Here is a 16683-nt window from a genome sequence, read left to right on the forward strand (position 1 = left end):
AGGTACGGCGGCTACAGCAATTTTCGCAACGCTTCCCGCAGCGCGGAGAGAGCAGCCTCCGGCTCGTCCCAGAAGATCATGTGCCCCGCCTCCGGGATCTCGACGAACTCCGCCGACGGATTGCGCTCGGCCGCTTCGGCCGCACCACGCGCGGTGACGACCGGACTCGCGCCGCCGTACAGGAAATACGTCGGAGCGGGCACCTTCGGCCAGTCGTCGAAGAAGTCCTCGGATTCGAACCCGGCGTGCGTGGCGACGATCGCGTCGCGGGAGCACGAAGCCAGCCAGCGGGCGCGCAATTCCTGTTCGCGGCGCGGCCATCGCGGCCAGGATCGGGCCACTTCGTCGGCGTCGGTGCCCCGGCGGGCCTGGCCGAGTTGCCCGAGGAACGCGTCGAGAGTGGTCGGATACGGTGCCCGTCCGGGGCCGCTCAGCGGCGGATCGGCCAGCACCGTGCCCCGAAATGGCCGGGTGGTGGCGGCACGGGCCGCGATCCGCGCACCCATCGAGTGTCCGAAAAGGATCGGATCACGCAGCCCGAGCCCGTCCACGACAGCGTCGACGTCCGCGGCGTAGCTCGCCAGGTCGTACTCCGCGCCGTCATCGGACAACCCGCGCCCGCGGACGTCGAGCACGAGCGGGCGCACGAGATCGGTGAGTTCCCGTGCCACGAAGTCCATCGTGACCGCGGGGCTGGTGATTCCCGGCAGCACGAGCACCGGGACGCCGTCGGCGGGACCGTAGTCGAGTACGTGCAGGCGGACCGAACCCGACGTCACCCAGCGGCTGGTCGCCGGCACGTCGCCGAGATCCGCCAACGCGGGCTGGCCGAGCGTGCGGCGATCCGGATTCCCGAGATACGTCAGGGCCTCGTCGAGATCGACGACGTCCGCGTATTTCGCTTGCAGGTCGAACAAAGCGGCATCGTGGGGCCCGGCGGCACGGTCACCACAGGCGTCCCGGACGACGAGGGTGTCGAAGCCGGACTGGACGGCGTCGACGGCGGTCGCGCGGACACATCCCGAAGTCGTCGCGCCGCAAACGACAACGGTGTCGGTGCCCAGGCTCGTGAGAAGCGCGGCCAGCGACGTCCCGTGGAACGCCGACGCGCCCTTCTTCAGGATGAGATGGTCGCCTTCACGCTGTTCGAGCCGCGGATCGAGGGCGACCGCGTCGCTGCCTTCGCGGAGCGCCCGCATCCCGGGCGCTTTCCGCAGCCACGCGACGGCGTCACCGTCCGCCTCGGCCGGTGTGTAACTGATCGCGGTGTAGATCACCGGCGCACCTCGTCGCCGGGCTTCGGCGACGAGGGCGGCGGTCGCGGTGACTTCGGCGGTGAGGTCGGCGCCGGACGGGAACGCGGGTTCGGTGAACCCCCGGGTCAGGTCGACCACGACCAGCGCCGGACGCGATCCGCGCAGCACGCTCGCCCCGAAACCGGCCCGGTCGTACACGCTGTCGAGGCTTTCATGGACGGGCACGCTGCAACTCCTTGATCAGTTTGTCCTGGGTGCGGATCCGGCCCAGCAGCCAGCCCTGGAACAGCCCGAGCGCCGCGGCGGCCGCGATCACGCCGTAACGTTTGACGCCCTCCGGAAGCATCATGGCGAGACCGTCGACGGCCTCCGGTACCGGCGCGGGAGCGGCCGCGACGGGCCCCGCTCGAAGCTGGTCCGCGAGATTGCGGGCGAACTGATCGAGCAGCCGGGTGGAGACGGCGCCGATCGCGCCCTTGCCGAATTGGGCGAGCTTGCCGCGGATCGACAGATCGGTGCGCAACTCGATGGTGGCGCCGCCGGGTGCCTCGCGCACGGTCAGCGTCACGTCGGCCTCGGCGTCACCGTTGCCGTGGGCGTCCGCTCCCCTGGCCACCAGCCGCAGGCTGCGATCGGCCTCGGTGACGTCGGTGAACCGCACGGTGCCCGAGTAGGCGGCGGTGATCGGGCCGACCTTGACCTTGACACGGCCGAGATAGGCGTCGTCCTGCCGTCCGTCGAGGGTCGCGCCGGGCAGACAGCCCGCCACCCGTTCGACGTCGTTGATCAAGGCGAAGACCTCGTCGGGTCCCGCCGGTACGGACAGCTGGTTCTCCAGGATCACGCTGTCGCCTCCTTCTCCTTGGCGTGGCATCGACGGGTCGCGGTCGCCTCGATCGCGTCCACGATCGTCTGATAACCGGTGCAGCGGCACAGATTCGCCGAGACGGCCTCGCGGATCTCCTCGCGGCCGGCGTCCGGCCGCTGAGCCAGAAAACCTTCGGCCAGCATGAGGAATCCGGGGGTGCAGAAGCCGCACTGAAGGCCGTGGTGCTCGCTGAAAGACCGCTGCAGATCGGAAAGTTCGCCGTCGCGCCCCAGCGATTCGACCGTGCGGATCTCGGCCGACTCCGCCTGCACGGCGAACATCAGGCACGCCCGCACCGGTTCGCCGTCGACGAGGACGGTGCACGCGCCGCACACGCCGTGCTCGCAGCCGACATGGGTGCCGGTGAGCCCGAGGTCGTGCCGCAGCACGTCGAGCAGGGTCTTGCGCGGTTCGACGAGGGCCTCGTGCGTCTCGCCGTTGACGTTCAGGTCGATCAGGTGCCGGTCGCTCATGATGGAACGCTCATTTCCTTGTGGACCCCCGCGTCGAGCGCGGCGAGCACGGTCTGCGGATGCACCGGGGTCACGTCGAGTTCGACTCCCGTGTGGCGCAACGCGTCGTTGATCGCGTTCAGCACCGCGGCGGGTGCGCCGATAGTGCCGCCCTCCCCCGCCCCCTTCGCGCCGTTTTCCGTGAACGCGCAAGGGGTTTCGAGATGGGTGACGGTGATGTCCGGTATCTCCGTCGCGGTCGGGACCAGGTAGTCGATGAAGCTCGCGGCCGACGGTTCCCCGTTACCCGCATAGGTGATCTCCTCGAACAACGCGCCGGCGATACCCTGCGCGATCCCGCCGCGGCACTGGCCGTCGACGACCTGCGGGTGGATCACCACCCCGCAGTCCTCGACGCACGCGTAGCGCAGGATCTTGATCTGGCCGGTGCCCGGATCGGCTTCGACGACCACGGCGTGCGTGGCGTTCGAGAAGGTGCCGTCGCCGGGTACGTCGAAGCTCGCCGTGGCCGTCAGCGTCGGCTCGACGTCCTTGGGCAGCAGATGACTGCGCAGGTACGCCACGTCGGCGATCTCCTCGAACGACGCGCGACGCTCCGGATCGTCGATCTGGACGACGCCGCCGTCACCGTCGAGGCGGACGTTGTCGGGACTCGTCTCGAGAAGATGCGCGGCGATCTTGCACAACAGTTCTCCGAGTTTCCCGGCGGCGAGGGACACCGCAGAGCCACCGATCGTCACCGAGCGGGAAGCGAACGTCCCCCAGCCGTAGGCGATGCGCTCGGTGTCGCCCTGACGCAGTTTGACCTGGTCGAGGTGCAGCCCGAGCCGGTCGGCCACGATCTGCGCCAGCGTCGTCTCGTGCGACTGGCCGTGGTTCATGGTCCCGCTGGTGACCACGACGGAGCCGGTGGTGTCCATCCGGATCTCGGAGATGTCGAAACCGGGGACCACGGCCATCTTCCGTTTGGCGAAGGCACCCGAGCCGTATCCGGTCCGCTCGGAGAAACAGCAGTAACCGATGCCGATGTGCCTGCCCTCGGCGGCGGCGCGCTCCCGGATCTCGTACCAGCCCTCGTCCCGGATCGCCGCCTCGGCGAGTTCGAGCGATTCGCGGTAGGTGCCGGGGTCGTAGGTGATGGCGTTGACCCCGGTGTACGGGAACTGCGTGATCACGTTGCGCCGCCGGATCTCGACCGGATCGAGGCCGAGTTCCCGCGCCGCGCGTTCCATGATCCGTTCGATCGCCATCACGTACTGCGGACGGCTGACCCCGCGATACGGCGCCGTCGGCGCCTTGTTGCTCGCGATGGCGCGGGCACGGACGCGATACTCGGGCACCTGGTACACGCTCGGCATCTCGGCCGACGCCATCAGCGGCTCGATCCCCGCCGTGAACGGGTAGCAGGAGTAGGCGCCCATGTCGCAGACGACGTCGACGTCCAGCGCGGTGATCCGCCCGTCCTCGTCGAACGCCGCCAGCGTGCGGTAACGCTGTTCCCTGGCAAGGAATCCGGCCGTGAGCGCCTCGCGCCGGTCTTCGATCCACTTCACCGGCCGGTTCAGCCGCCGGGCCGCCGCCGCGACCGCGATCTCCTCGCGGCCGACGACACATTTCTGGCCGAAACCGCCGCCCATGTCCGGGACGGTCACCCGCACGGTGCGTTCGGGGACCCGCAGCGAACGGGCCATCGCCGTGCGCACCTGATGCGGCACCTGCGTGCACATCTGGACGAGCAACTGGTCGTCGTGGTCGTCCCAGGACGCCACGACTCCCCGTGTTTCGAGCGGGAGCGCGTTCTGCCGCCCGCTCTTCGTGACGACCTCGACCACCCGGCCGCCGCTCGCGCGGGCCGCTTCGAACGCCGCGTCGACACCAGGCGTGTCGAACATCGACACGTCGACCAGCACGTTGCCGGGCGCCTCGTCGTGCACGAGCGGAGCGCCCTCGGCGAACGCCGACTCCTCCGACACGATCGCCCCGAGCGGCTCGTACTCCACCACCGCGGCCTCGACACCGTCCTCTGCGCTGTACGGATCGCGGGCGACGACCAGCGCCACCGGTTCGCCGGTGAACCGCACCTTCTCCCTGGCCAGGATCGGCATCGCGGTGGGCGAGAACTCCTCGGGCGGGCGGTCGAGCAACGCGACGATGTCCCCGAGCCCCAGGTCTTCCGCCGTATACGCGGCGACCACTCCTTCGACCGCCAAGGTGGCCGACAGGTCGATCCCGGCGAGCTTGCCGTGCGCGACCGTCGAACGGACGAAGGCCGCGTGCAGCATTCCCGGCAGCTGGATGTCGTCAACGAACCGGCCGCGGCCGGTGAGCAGGCGGGGATCCTCGCGCCGGGGCACGGACGCGCCGACCCAGCGGCCGTGGCGCCCGTCGAACCGTGCGGTCATCGCGTTTCTCCTTTCTCCCATGCCTCGTGCAGCGCCTGGGTGACGAGCGTGCGCGCCAGCCGGCGGCGGTAGGCCGCGCTGCCCGCCGCGTCGTCGGACGGCTCGATCGCCGCGGCAGCGGCAGCCCCGCACGCGGCGAACAACTCCGGCCCGGGAACGCCGCCGTCGAGTAGCGCTTCGGCTTCGGGCACCCGGACGGGCGCGGGGGCGACGCCGCCGAGCACGACGCGGCTGCCATGCTCCGCGTCGATGCTCACCGCGGCGTCGACGATCGCGAAATCGCCGTGACGGCGGGCGAATTCGGTCAGCGCGGCCCGGGGCGACGGCCTCGTGAAGCGCACCGCGGTCACGACCTCGTCCGGTTCGACGGCCGTGGTGTAGAAGCCGTGGAACATCTCCTCGGCCGGGATCTCCCTGGGGCCGCGCGGCCCTTCGGCGACGATGACCGCGTCGAGCAGGAGGGCGAGCAGGCACCATTCCGCGGTCGAGTCACCGTGGACGACGCTGCCCGCCACCGTGCCGCGGGACCGGATCGGCAGATGCCCCACCCACCGCATCGCGCGGGAAAGCACGTCGAAATCCGGTCCCAGCTCGGCGAGCTCGACCGCCCGATGGGTGACCAGCGCGCCGATGGTGAGGCTGGAACCGTTGCGCCGGAAGGAGTTCAGCGCCGGGTCCCGGCGCAACGGTCCCAGATCCACCAGCGCCGTGGGGCGGGCGAGCCGGAAGTTCATCATCGGCATCAGGCTCTGGCCGCCGGCGATGAGTTTCGGATCCTCGCCCGCCGCGGCGAGTTCGCCGAGCAGGCCGACGGCGTCGGTGACGTCGCGGGCCCGGTGGTACCGGAACGCGGCGGGCTTCACAGAGCCGTCCTGGTCTCGGCGGGCGCCTCGACCGGGTCGACGATCCGGTCGAGTTCGCGGCCGCGGGTCTCCGGCGCGCCCAGCTTCATGAACACGACCGCGGCCACCACGAGCACACCCAGCACGGTGAAGGTGAGCGGCAACCCGAGCACCGGCCACAGCACGCTGCCGAACAGCAGGGGCGCGAATCCGGTGATCGCCCGGCTCGACGACGACGCCCAGCCGAACCCCGAAGCCCGGAGTTCCGTCGGGTAGAGCTCGGAGACGTAGGCGTACATCACCGGGATGACCACCAGCGCGAACAGGCCGAACGCGCCGATCGCCACCACCGCGGCGGCAGGCGTGTCGAGCAGCAGGGAGAACACCACCAGCGACAGCGCGGTGAGCGGGCCGGCGACCATGATGATCCGCTTGCGGCCGACCTTGTCGACCAGGAGCACGGCCACCGCGACGCCGACGATGCCGGTCGCGTTCATCAGCGCGGTCGACGCGAAGGCGGCGATCTCGCCGAATCCCTGCGCCCGCAGGATCGACGGCATCCAGCTGAGCGCGGCGTAGTAGACCAGCATGACGCTGATGAACAGCGACCACGCCACCGCCGTGATCCTCGGGTTGAACGCCCACACCCGGCGCAGCTGATCGAACGCGGCCGCGACCGCGCCGCCGCGGGTGTCCTCGACCACCGCGGGCGGGACCGAATACGGCTCCGGTGTCGCTCCCGTGCGGCGCACGAGGTCGTCGATCACGGCCCGCGCCTCCGCCTCGCGGCCCTTGCGCACCAGGTAAAGCGGTGATTCCGGGACGCCACGCCGCACCCAGAACAGCAACAGCGCGGGCAGGATCATCAAGACCAGCATCCAGCGCCAGTTCCCCTGGACCGGGAGCAGCAGCGTCGCGGTGATGGCAGCCAGCGTGGTCCCGATCGGCCACCAGCCGTCCATCGCGGACAGCACCCGGCCGCGTTGCTTGCGCGGGGAGAACTCGCTGACGATCGCGTAGTCCACCGGGATACAGCCGCCGAGTCCGATCCCCGCCAGGAAACGCAGCGCCAGGAACGTCTCCACGTTCGGCGCGAGCGCGCCCAGCACGGAGAACAGCGCGAACAGCAGCAGCGTGACACTGAACGCCCGTTTCCGGCCGATCCGGTCCGCGATCGTGCCCCAGACGACCGCGCCGACGGCCATGCCGATCAGGTTCGCGGTGGCCACCAGGCCCTTCCCGCCGGCGGACAAGCCGAATTCCGTCCCGACGAGCGGGGTGAGGAATCCGTTCAGCGCGACGTCCCAGGCATCGAACATGTAGCCCAGCCCGCCGATGAGGAAGATCTTTCCCTGCACGCTCCATCGCCAGGGCAGATCCTGGACGATCTGATCACCAGTACGCATGAACCACTCCGATGCGATTGCCGGCCAGCGCGCCTCAGCGGGCGAACTGGTAGTGGATGGACTCGGTGTCGGGGTCGGTGAGCGGGCTGCCGTTCCACAGCCAGTCGTAGGACACGTCGGATTCGCCGTCGAAGCGCCGTAGCTTCTCGTCCCGTTCACGCTGTTCGGGACCGTCGGGCAGGTGATAGAAGTCCATGTTCTGCAGCGAGGCGTCCTGGACCATGCCCGCGTGCTTGGCGCGCCGGTCCACGTAGCGGACCAGGGCATCGTCGATCCCGTCGCGCGTGACGCGACCCAGCTCCTCGGCCAGCACCGCGGCGTCTTCCATCGCCTGGGACGCGCCCTGCGCCTGGTACGGCAGCATCGCGTGGCACGCGTCGCCGAGCAGGGCGACCCGGCCGTCGACCCAGACCGGGTCACGGCGGCGGCGGTACATCGCCCACACCGAGACGTCCTCGTCCTTCGCCTTCGCCAGCATCGTCGGAACCCGATCGTCCCAGTCGTGGTACTCCGCGGCGAGTTCGGCGGCGGTCGCCGGTCCGCTCCAGTCCTTCTCCACCGTTTCGGTGCACGGCACGATCGCGACCACGTTGAGGTACTCCCCGCCGCGGATCATGTAGTGCACCAGGTGTTTGTTGGGGCCGTACCAGATCGTGGAGTGGTACCGGTCGGACAGGAAGCGGGTGGCGGGATCTTGCGCGATCAGGTCGCCCGAGATCAGCGCCCGGTACGCCATCTCGCCGGAGAACGCGAGGGTGTCGTCGAAACCGGCGAGATCGCGCACCGAAGACCGGATGCCGTCCGCCCCGATCACGAGGTCGCCGGTGAACCGGCGTCCGTCGGCGGCGATCACGGCGGGCCGGTCGGGCACCGTCCGGTCGAGGTCGACCACCCGCGCGCCGGTCGCCACCCGCACCACCGGACCGATGCCGTCGGGATCCAGGCAGGCGTCGAGCAGCACTCCGTGCAGGTCGGCGCGGTGGTAGTGCCAGTAGGGCGCGCCGTACTGGTCGGTCACCCGCCCGCCCAGCTCCAGCTGGGCGATGATGCTGCCGTCGGCCCAGCGACGGCGCACCTGGTCCTGCGGCTCGGTCCGCACCCGCTCCAGCCGGGCGCGCAGCCCGAGACCGATGAGGATCCGGCTGGCGTTCGGCGCGGTCTGGATCCCCGCGCCGATCTCGCCCAGCGCCGGGGCCGCCTCGACCACGGTCACGCGCAGACCCCGCTGCCGCAAGGACAACGCGGCGCAGAGCCCACCGAGCCCGCCTCCGACGACAACGACCTCAAACGACTGACTCGCGGCCATGCCCGCCTCCCGTCTTCGTCAACGCTTCCGCGCCACTGAGCAACCTCCCGGCGCCGGGCACCGTGGGTTCGACGCCGAGTTCCGTCAGGATCCGGAACGTCGTGGCCGTCGCCGCGGACAGGACCGGGATCCCGATCTCGTCCTCCACCGGCTGGATCGCGGGCAGCGACGGCATCTGCACACAGGCGGACAGCACCAGGGTGTCCACATCGGACAGATTCAGCCTGCGGTGGTGTTCCCGCAGCCCGGCGGGATCCAGCCGCGCCACGGCGAGGTTGTCCGGCACCTCCAGCGAAAGGGCGTCGGCGACCTCGAATCCGGCGTCCTCGATGTAGTCCGCCACCGCCTTGGTCAACGGCTTCATATAAGGCGTGATGATCGCGACCTTGCGGGCGCCGAGCGCTTCGAGCCCGGACAGCAGCGCACCGGCGCTGGAGACGACCGGCGCGTCACAGCCCTCCTCACGCAGGACACGCGTGATGTCGTCTTCGGCGGTGCAGTGGTAGCCGGGTCCCTGAGCCATGATCGCCACGAGGCACGCGGTGGCGACGACGCCGGGCTTGGCGTCGGCGAGTTCCGCCGCGGCGCGCCCGGCCTGGGCGTTCATCGCCCGCAGCTGTTCGGGTTCGACGTGCCGCATCCGGGCCCGCGCGGAATGGAAGACGAACCGGTCCCCCGGCTCGGCCTCCTCCCTGGCGCGCAGCATCCGCGGCAGCTCGGTCTCCATCGTGAGATTCGAGCTGGGGACGATCATCCCGATGTGGTGGTCGGTCATCGGCGGGCCGCCGGACGCATCTCGGCGACGGTCAGCTCGCCGTTGTCGACGATCAGTTCGTCGTCCAGGTAAAGGGAATTGCCGCGCATCGGGATGTCGAAGTGGCAAGGTGTGTCGTTCGGGCCGCCGAGTTCGTTGTTGGGGCCGATGGAGAACATGACGTTGCCGTAGAAACTCCGCAGTTCCATGCCCATCCCGCCGGGGAACTGGGTCAGGCCGTGCCAGTGCGCGCGCTCGTCGAGGCCCCAGCCCACGTGGCTCATGCCGTAGCCGCGGGGATCGTCGAAACTCTCGATGTAGGAGCGCAGCAGATCCGCGTCGAGCCCGGACGATCCGGCTCCGCCGCGGATGTCCCGGATGAAGCCCTGTTCGATGGTGATTTCGACCGGGGTCTGTACGTAGGTGTTGAACGGCAACAGAACGTCGCCCGGCGACAGCACGATCTTCCCGTCGACGCCGTCGTCGGCGCCGCCGGTGAACACGAACGCCGCCGGCCAGTGGTCCCAGCGGCCGGGCGTGTCGGTGTAGCCGTATTCGGACAACGTCGGGTACACGCCGAGCTGATACGTGACGTCGGTACCCGCCGGGCTGGTGATGCGCATCGTGCCGGCCTTGGCCAGGAGCTCCGCGCCGATCTCCACGCGCTCGCGCAGTTCCTTCGTCGGCATGAGCCTGGCCAGCAGCTCGGGCGGTTCGACGGCGGTGAGGATCCGGGTGCCCGCGTCCTGGATGGCGAACTGTTCCTTGCTGAACAACAGGAACGTGCAGTCGACCACCATGTCGACGCTCTTGAGCGCCTCCACGGCCAACGGGATGTTCCCGAGCCCCGAGTCGCCCACCGCCCACGCGCCCGCCGCGCTGACCGGCGAGGGCAGCCGCATGTGGTAGGCCGAGGCGCCGAGCTGCTGCGCGGCCCACAAGAAGGCGTCGGCGTACTCCGCCCGCTCACCACCGCGGGTCAGCACCACCACGGTCTCGCCCTCGTGCACCCCCGAGAACGTCAGCTGGCGCAAACAGATGTCGTTGAACAGGTTCCGGTCCATCGCCGACCACCTCCATATTGATCCGAGCACGTACTATCCGGATACGGAAGACCGTGCTTCATACGAACACGTACTATCCGGATACGCAAGAGGTGACAGCGGACGGATCTCGGCGGCCTTCCCGTGAGCGACCGTCCGGACACGTAGGATCACCGCGGGGGCCCGGGCAGCGGGTTGGAGCCGACAAGGAGTAGCGATGGGTGAATCGGCGCGCACGGGCCGGCGCAGGGACGACGCACCAGCCGTCACTCCCGCGACGCCGTCGGACCTGCTGGCGGCCCCCGGCTACGGCGCCCGGCGGCTGTATCAGGCCTACCTCGCCGCGTGGAACCGTCACGTGGACCCGGTGCTGACCGGTCCGCAGTTCGCGGTCCTGTCCGCGGTCCGCGCCTACCCGGAGAGCGACCAGAGCTCGCTCGCGGGCGCGGTCGCCCTCGACACGTCGACGATGGCCGACCTGTGCCGCAGGCTGGAGCGGCGAGGGCTCATCCGGCGCGTCGAATCCCCGCACGACGCGCGGCGCAAACTGCTTTCGCTCACCGACGAGGGCAAGTCGGTCTTGAGCCAGGTCAACCGCCGTGCCCGCAGGTTGGACAAGGCGCTCCTCGACGGCGACGACGACATCGACATGGCCGCGCTGCTCAACGCACTCGGTGCGCGCTGGGAACGGATCGCCGAGGTCGACAAGCTGCGCTGACCGTCTCGCGCGGCGCTCCCCCAGGCGTCGTGTCCGTGAAGGCCTCCTTGAGGGACTCTGGGTCCCTCAAGGAGGCCTTCACGGACCGCTCACCTGCCCTTTCGAGTACTGGTCGTAGTGCAGCACCGAGTCGAGCGGGAGACGTTCCCGCCAGCCGTGCCGTTCCAGATCGGGCACCGTCGGCAGATCGCGCACCGGGCCGACGCACAGCCACGCCACCGGGCGCACGTGTTCGGGCAACCCGACCAGGTCACGCAAGAACTCTTCGCGGTAGAAGCTGACCCAGCCGACGCCGAGCCCTTCGGCGGTCGCCGCGAGCCAGAGGTTCTGGATGGCCAGGCACACCGAGTACAGGCCGGCGTCGGCGATCGCGTGCCGTCCCAGGACATCCGGCGCACCGCGCGACGGGTCGTAGCCGACCACGATGCCCGCGGAAGACGCCACGATCCCTTCGATCTTGATCGGCGCGAAAACACGGGCCCTCTCGGCATCCAGCCCGCCTTCGAACACTTCGCGTTCGGCCAGCACATGTTCACGGAACCTCTTGCGAAGGTCCATATCGGACACGACGACGAAATCCCATGGCTGGGACAGGCCGACGCTCGGTGCCGCGTGCGCCGCGCTCAGCACGCGACGCAGGACCTCCGCCGGAATCGGCTCTCCGGTGAACTCACCCCTGGTGTCCCGGCGGCGGAAGATGGTCTCGTACAACGAACGGTCGTCTGCGTCACGCTTCATGAGTCGTGATCATGCCTGACCACCGCCGTTATCCGCCAACAGGGTATCGGTTCTTTCTGTTCCTTTCCCTTGCGATAAAAGGATTTCTGTTCGGCTTGTCCCGAAAGATGTTGTGGTGACCGAAATACCGGTTCTACCATTCTTCCGGGCGGGAGGATTGCGAGGGGATCACGTGGATTTCCGGTTACTGGGGCCGGTCCGGCTGCAGGTGGGCGGGCAGGCCGTCGCCATCGGCGAGCCGCGCAGGCAGGCCGTACTCGCCGTGCTGCTGCTCGAAGCTGGCCGAACCGTCGGCGTCGATCTGCTGATAGACCGGGTCTGGGGCGAGTCGCCGCCCGGGCAGGTGCGCCGTTCCCTGCAGGCGCACATCACGCGGATCCGGCGCGCGCTGGAACAGGCCGATCCCGGTGGCGCACGGGTGGCCAGGGATCCCGGTGGCTACCGCCTCGTCGCCCGGCCCGAACAGGTCGACGTCTTCCGGTTCCGGCGTCTGCTCCGCGAGCACCCGGCCGACGTCACCAAGCTGAGCGCGGCACTCGAACTCTGGGAAGGGGAGCCACTCGCCGGGCTGCGCGGAGATTGGGCCGAACGCACCCGCCGCACGCTCCGTCAGGAGTACACGGCGGCGATCGTCGCGTGGGCCGACGCCAAGATCCGCGACGGCGACGCGGCGGCGACGTTAACCCGCCTGACCGAACTCACCGACGAGAATCCGTTGCAGGAACCCGCCGCGGCGGCGTTGATGCGGGCGCTGTACGCCGTGGGCCGCGGCGCCGACGCGCTCACCCACTACGAGCGGATTCTTCGCGCACTGCGGGAAGAACTGGGCGCGGATCCCGGGCCGGAGCTCGCCGCCGTGCACGAGGCCGTGCTCCGCCACGACCTGCCGACGACGAGCGCGGCGTCTGCCCCCGTGCCCGCCCAGCTGCCCGCCGACGTCGCGGCGTTCACCGGCCGGGCCGACGTGCTGGCCGAACTGGACCGGGTCGCCGACGGCACCGGCGAAGAACCGGTCCTCGTCTGCCTCACCGGTACGGCCGGGGCGGGCAAGACCGCGACCGCCGTGCACTGGGGCCACCGGGTCCGCGACCGCTTTCCCGACGGGCAGCTGTACCTGGATCTGTGCGGCTACGCCCCCGGCGAGCCGATGTCCTCGGCCGACGCGCTGGCCGCCCTCCTGTCCGCGCTGCTGCCCGAAGGCACGCGGATGCCGCCGGGGCAGGCGGAACGCGCCGCCCGGTTCCGCACCGAGGTGGCGGGCAGGCGGATGCTCGTCCTGCTGGACAACGCGGCGACGCTCGAACAGATCCGGCCCCTGCTCCCCGGCACGCACACCTGCGCCGTGGTGGTCACCAGCCGCGATTCACTCGCCGGGCTGGTCGCGCTCCACGGCGCCCACCGGGTCGACGTCGACCGGTTGTCCGAGGACGACTCGGCCGACCTGCTCCGGCGGCTGATCGGCGCCCGGGTCGACACCGAACCCGAGGCCACCGCCGAACTGGCCGAACGGTGTGTCCGGCTGCCGCTCACCCTGCGCCTGGCGGCCGAACTCGCCGTGTCCCGGCCCGCCACCCCGTTGTCGCGGCTGGTCGGCGAACTGCGGGCCGCCCAGCAGACGTTGAAGCTGCTCAGTTCCGGCGGTGATCAGCGGGCCGCGGTGCGGGCGGTGTTCTCGTGGTCGCTGCGGCAACTCAGCGAAGACACCATCCGCGCCTTCGCCCTCCTCGGCAGGCATCCGGCGCCCGTGTTCGACTCGTACGCCTTGGCCGCGTTGACCGGGCGCTCCTTCGACGAGGCCAGGGCCGTGCTGGACGCTCTCGCCCGCGCGCATCTGGTCCACCCCACCGGTGTCGACCGCTACGGCATGCACGACCTGCTGAAGGCGTACGCCGCGGAGATCGAGGGCGACGAGCCCGCGGCGCTCGACCGGGTCTACGGCTACTACCTCGCCACCATCGCGGCGGCGATGGATCGCCTCTACCCCGCCGAAGCGAACCGCCGGCCCTCGGTCGCTTCGCCGGAGTGCGCGATGCCCGCGTTCGACGACGCCGACAGCGCCCGGGACTGGCTGGACGCCGAACTGCCGACCGTCCAGGCGCTGGCCCCGGCCGGGAGACCCGAACACGCCGTGACACTGTCCGCGCTGCTGTTCCGCTACCTCGACGGACGGCACGAGACGGCGGCGCTGGCCGTCCACGGGCACGCCATCAAGGCCGCCCGCGCCATCGGTGACCGCGCCGCCGAAGCGGACGCGCTGGTCGCCGCCGGTGGCCTCCACATGCAAGCGGGCCGAGCCGAGTCCGCCGCCGCGCACATGTGGGCGGCGTACGCCTTGTTCGGCGAGGCCGGGAATCCGCTCGGCCAGGCACGCGCACTGGGCAACGTCGGAATGATCGAGGAGAGCGCCGGGTATTACCGCAAGGCCGCCGACTACTACACCCGCGCGCTGGCCCTGTTCCACCGTCTCGGCGACCTGACCGGTCAGGCGCATCAGCTCACCCGGCTGGGCACCGTCGAAGCCCGGATCGACCGCCGGGAAGAGGGATACGAGCATCTTCGGCAGGCGATGGCGCTGCATCGGGAAGCGGGCCACCGTTTCGGCGAGGCCTGGGTGAAGATCGGTCTCGGGGAGCTCGCCGCGAACGAAGGCGGACACGCCGATTCCTGCCGCCTGCACGCCGAAGCCGCGGCCTTGTTCGGCAGGCTCGGTCATCGGGGCAGCGAGGCATGGGCCATCGACGGACTCGGACGGGCCGAGGCGCTGGACGGCCGTCCGGTCGACGCGGCCGCCCACCACCGTCAGGCGCTCGACCTGTTCCGGCGGCACGGCGGACGCGACGGCGAATCGTGGGCGCTCAACGGACTCGGCGAAGCCTGCCTGGCCTGTGGCTACCCGGACACGGCCGGCGCGAACCACGCCGAAGCCCTGGAAGTGGCGACCCGGTACGGCTGCCACGAGCAGGTCGCGCGCGCCCACCGGGGGCTCGCACGAGTCGCCTCCGACCCGGAAACCGTCCGCGACCACTACGAACGCGCGATCGCCCGCTACGCCGAGCTGGGTCTTCCCGCCGCGGAGTGCACCAGGACGGAACTCGCGGGTTCGAGCAGGTCGTGATCAGGGGATCTCGTAGAACTTGTCGTAGTGGCCCGGCGCGTAATAGAACTTGCCGTTGTCGTCCATGACGATGCGATCCGGCTTCGGACGCTGGTTCTCCGGCAACGGTTTCCCGTTGAAGTCCGTGTACTGGTCGGCGTCCCGGATGGGTTTGTTGTCGTACCGCGGCGTCGGGTGGACATCGAACTCGTAGTACTTGCCGTCGTACGGTTTCGTCGGCTTCCCGTCCGGGCCGAACGGCTGATCGGCGTGATTCTTGCCATCGCTCGTCTTGCCGTTGTGCGGCAACCGGCCCTCGTTCCCGATCTTGCCGCCCGCCTGGCCGTGGTTCCCGTAGATCCTGCCGCCCCAGGTCGAGCCGGGACCGGGGGTGGGCTTGTTCCCCAAGCCCAGCGAGTTGAGCTTGTTGTCGTCCACGCCGTTGTGCCAGGCGCCGAACTGGCCGCTGTCCTTGTGGTCGCGGATCCACTGTTTCATCTTGATCGCCGCGTCCTTCTGCGCCTGGGTCAGCTCGTCGAACTTCCCGAGGTTCGGGGAAAGCCCGGGCGGCTGCTCGGGTTGCGGTTTGGAGTTCTTCCCCTTGCCGCCGCCTCCGCCACGCGTGCCGCTGTATTCGCCGCCGCCCGGTTTCGGGCCGCGGGGTTTCCCCGCCGGGCCGGTCTTGCCCGTGTCGATCTTGCGGAGCGCCTTCTCCGCCTCGGCGAAGATGTTCTTCGCCTTCTTCATCAACGGCGCGAGCGCGCTCATCGCCTTGACCAGTTTGGTGACGACGGTGGCGATCTTGGATGCGGTCTTCGCGATCGCGGCGGTGACCTGGGGCAGCACCCAGGTCATCCCGAGGCCGAGCGTCGCCAGTACCTGCAGGGCCCAGCTGATCAGCCTGCCGATCAGTTCGGCGATGGTGTCACGGACCAGGGTGCGGACCGCGGTGACCACCTCCCCGCCGATCTTCGTGCCGGACGCCGCGCCGCCTGCGGCCTGCCGGCAGGCGCCGATCAGCGCCGCGACGTCCGCTCCCCGCGCGCGATAGGCGTCGCCCGCTGCACCGGCCCAGTTCGCGGTTTCGGCGACGACCATCGCGTCCAGGTCGGCACTGATCGAGCCGAGTTCGACGGCCACGTTCTGCCAGGTTTCGGCGTGCGCGGCGATCTCGTCCGGTGCTCCGGCGAGGGCGTCGAGCGCCTCCTTCAGCGGTCCGACGTGCTCCATCAGCCAGCCGACCCCGGCGGCGAGGATGGTGCCGAACGGATCGAGGGCGGCGGACACCGCGTCCATGGCGGTGCCGACCGCGCCGACGGCGACGGACGCCCAGTCACCGCTTTCGATGGACGCCTTGAGCTCGGTCGCGGACTCGAGCAAGGGAACGCCGGACACCGCGGTGGTGGAATCCTTCGGTGTGGCGACGAGAGGGTTGGTCATCGCTGCGCCCTCTCCTTCGGCGTCGCCGGGATCGCGGCCTCGTACTGCTTGAACATCTCGACACCGGCGGTGTCCTGCTCGGTGTAGGACCGTTCGGCCGTACGCAAGTTTGCGGCGGTCGCCTTCACGCCGTCGATCGCGGCCTTGATCGAGTCGATCGTCTTCTCCTCCGCCGGATTGATGAACGGCGGGACGAACGCGCAGATCAGACCGTAGGCCTCGTCCGACATGGCCGCGGTGTTCGCCGCCGACAGCACGGTGCCCAACCGCTCGGCGATCCCGTCGACATTGGCCGCGTGCTTGCCGATTTCGGCCGGTACGACCTGAAAACTCATCTGCCATC

General features: G+C 70.0%; 14 protein-coding genes. 2 read left to right on the plus strand and 12 right to left on the minus strand.

What is annotated here, in order from left to right; translation table 11 throughout:
• Nucleotides 1-11: 11 nt before the first annotated feature.
• The 9 genes from AB8M46_RS23085 to AB8M46_RS23125 are packed head-to-tail and all read right to left on the minus strand — an operon-like array spanning nucleotide 12 to nucleotide 10371.
• On the minus strand, nucleotides 12-1481 hold the full coding sequence (locus AB8M46_RS23085; protein ID WP_394361532.1) for an isochorismatase family protein: 1470 nt from the start codon (nucleotides 1479-1481) through the stop codon (nucleotides 12-14).
• Nucleotides 1468-2100 (minus strand): SRPBCC family protein, encoded by a 633-nt coding sequence (locus AB8M46_RS23090; protein WP_394361533.1) that lies wholly within the window; start codon nucleotides 2098-2100, stop codon nucleotides 1468-1470. Before AB8M46_RS23090 ends, AB8M46_RS23085 begins: the two co-directional genes overlap by 14 nt.
• Nucleotides 2097-2597 (minus strand): (2Fe-2S)-binding protein, encoded by a 501-nt coding sequence (locus AB8M46_RS23095; RefSeq protein ID WP_038512183.1) that lies wholly within the window; start codon nucleotides 2595-2597, stop codon nucleotides 2097-2099. Before AB8M46_RS23095 ends, AB8M46_RS23090 begins: the two co-directional genes overlap by 4 nt.
• On the minus strand, nucleotides 2594-4999 hold the full coding sequence (locus AB8M46_RS23100) for a xanthine dehydrogenase family protein molybdopterin-binding subunit (RefSeq protein WP_394361534.1): 2406 nt from the start codon (nucleotides 4997-4999) through the stop codon (nucleotides 2594-2596). Before AB8M46_RS23100 ends, AB8M46_RS23095 begins: the two co-directional genes overlap by 4 nt.
• A complete protein-coding gene (locus AB8M46_RS23105) occupies nucleotides 4996-5862 on the minus strand; it encodes an FAD binding domain-containing protein (protein WP_394361535.1) in 867 nt (288 codons plus the stop codon). Before AB8M46_RS23105 ends, AB8M46_RS23100 begins: the two co-directional genes overlap by 4 nt.
• Nucleotides 5859-7247: an MFS transporter gene (locus AB8M46_RS23110; RefSeq protein ID WP_037339342.1), complete on the minus strand. Its 1389-nt coding sequence runs from the start codon at nucleotides 7245-7247 to the stop codon at nucleotides 5859-5861. Before AB8M46_RS23110 ends, AB8M46_RS23105 begins: the two co-directional genes overlap by 4 nt.
• 34 nt (nucleotides 7248-7281) lie before the next feature.
• Complete coding sequence (locus tag AB8M46_RS23115; protein ID WP_378429084.1) at nucleotides 7282-8553, minus strand: FAD-dependent monooxygenase; 1272 nt, start codon at nucleotides 8551-8553, stop codon at nucleotides 7282-7284.
• Nucleotides 8531-9328: an aspartate/glutamate racemase family protein gene (locus AB8M46_RS23120; protein ID WP_037339347.1), complete on the minus strand. Its 798-nt coding sequence runs from the start codon at nucleotides 9326-9328 to the stop codon at nucleotides 8531-8533. The genes AB8M46_RS23115 and AB8M46_RS23120 overlap by 23 nt, the downstream gene beginning before the upstream one ends.
• Nucleotides 9325-10371, minus strand: a complete 1047-nt coding sequence (locus AB8M46_RS23125) for a hypothetical protein (RefSeq protein WP_016335108.1) — start codon at nucleotides 10369-10371, stop codon at nucleotides 9325-9327. The genes AB8M46_RS23120 and AB8M46_RS23125 overlap by 4 nt, the downstream gene beginning before the upstream one ends.
• 196 nt (nucleotides 10372-10567) lie before the next feature.
• Here AB8M46_RS23125 and AB8M46_RS23130 point away from each other — a divergent pair, with 196 nt between their 5' ends.
• Nucleotides 10568-11068 (plus strand): MarR family winged helix-turn-helix transcriptional regulator, encoded by a 501-nt coding sequence (locus AB8M46_RS23130; protein ID WP_037339351.1) that lies wholly within the window; start codon nucleotides 10568-10570, stop codon nucleotides 11066-11068.
• Nucleotides 11069-11146: 78 nt separating this feature from the next.
• Here the strand turns inward: AB8M46_RS23130 and bluB are convergent, their stop codons facing one another.
• Nucleotides 11147-11806, minus strand: coding sequence for a 5,6-dimethylbenzimidazole synthase (bluB, locus tag AB8M46_RS23135; RefSeq protein ID WP_394361536.1), 660 nt, complete (start codon nucleotides 11804-11806; stop codon nucleotides 11147-11149).
• A 172-nt stretch (nucleotides 11807-11978) separates the two neighbouring features.
• Here bluB and AB8M46_RS23140 point away from each other — a divergent pair, with 172 nt between their 5' ends.
• Complete coding sequence (locus tag AB8M46_RS23140; protein WP_394361537.1) at nucleotides 11979-14921, plus strand: BTAD domain-containing putative transcriptional regulator; 2943 nt, start codon at nucleotides 11979-11981, stop codon at nucleotides 14919-14921.
• Here the strand turns inward: AB8M46_RS23140 and AB8M46_RS23145 are convergent, their stop codons facing one another.
• Nucleotides 14922-16340 (minus strand): WXG100 family type VII secretion target, encoded by a 1419-nt coding sequence (locus AB8M46_RS23145; protein ID WP_394361538.1) that lies wholly within the window; start codon nucleotides 16338-16340, stop codon nucleotides 14922-14924.
• Complete coding sequence (locus AB8M46_RS23150) at nucleotides 16337-16675, minus strand: type VII secretion target (protein WP_037339362.1); 339 nt, start codon at nucleotides 16673-16675, stop codon at nucleotides 16337-16339. Before AB8M46_RS23150 ends, AB8M46_RS23145 begins: the two co-directional genes overlap by 4 nt.
• Nucleotides 16676-16683 lie beyond the last annotated feature (8 nt).

It is taken from the genome of Amycolatopsis sp. SB7-3, from assembly GCF_041021335.1.
Lineage (GTDB): Bacteria > Actinomycetota > Actinomycetes > Mycobacteriales > Pseudonocardiaceae > Amycolatopsis > Amycolatopsis japonica.

What these genes read in the sequence shown, in the direction of transcription:
- AB8M46_RS23145 (WP_394361538.1), bottom strand. Translation starts at nt 16,340, where the DNA reads ATGACCAACCCTCTCGTCGCCACACCGAAGGATTCCACCACCGCGGTG.
- AB8M46_RS23100 (WP_394361534.1), bottom strand. Translation starts at nt 4,999, where the DNA reads ATGACCGCACGGTTCGACGGGCGCCACGGCCGCTGGGTCGGCGCGTCC.
- AB8M46_RS23125 (WP_016335108.1), bottom strand. Translation starts at nt 10,371, where the DNA reads ATGGACCGGAACCTGTTCAACGACATCTGTTTGCGCCAGCTGACGTTC.
- bluB (WP_394361536.1), bottom strand. Translation starts at nt 11,806, where the DNA reads ATGAAGCGTGACGCAGACGACCGTTCGTTGTACGAGACCATCTTCCGC.
- AB8M46_RS23115 (WP_378429084.1), bottom strand. Translation starts at nt 8,553, where the DNA reads ATGGCCGCGAGTCAGTCGTTTGAGGTCGTTGTCGTCGGAGGCGGGCTC.
- AB8M46_RS23110 (WP_037339342.1), bottom strand. Translation starts at nt 7,247, where the DNA reads ATGCGTACTGGTGATCAGATCGTCCAGGATCTGCCCTGGCGATGGAGC.
- AB8M46_RS23150 (WP_037339362.1), bottom strand. Translation starts at nt 16,675, where the DNA reads ATGAGTTTTCAGGTCGTACCGGCCGAAATCGGCAAGCACGCGGCCAAT.
- AB8M46_RS23095 (WP_038512183.1), bottom strand. Translation starts at nt 2,597, where the DNA reads ATGAGCGACCGGCACCTGATCGACCTGAACGTCAACGGCGAGACGCAC.
- AB8M46_RS23120 (WP_037339347.1), bottom strand. Translation starts at nt 9,328, where the DNA reads ATGACCGACCACCACATCGGGATGATCGTCCCCAGCTCGAATCTCACG.
- AB8M46_RS23130 (WP_037339351.1), top strand. Translation starts at nt 10,568, where the DNA reads ATGGGTGAATCGGCGCGCACGGGCCGGCGCAGGGACGACGCACCAGCC.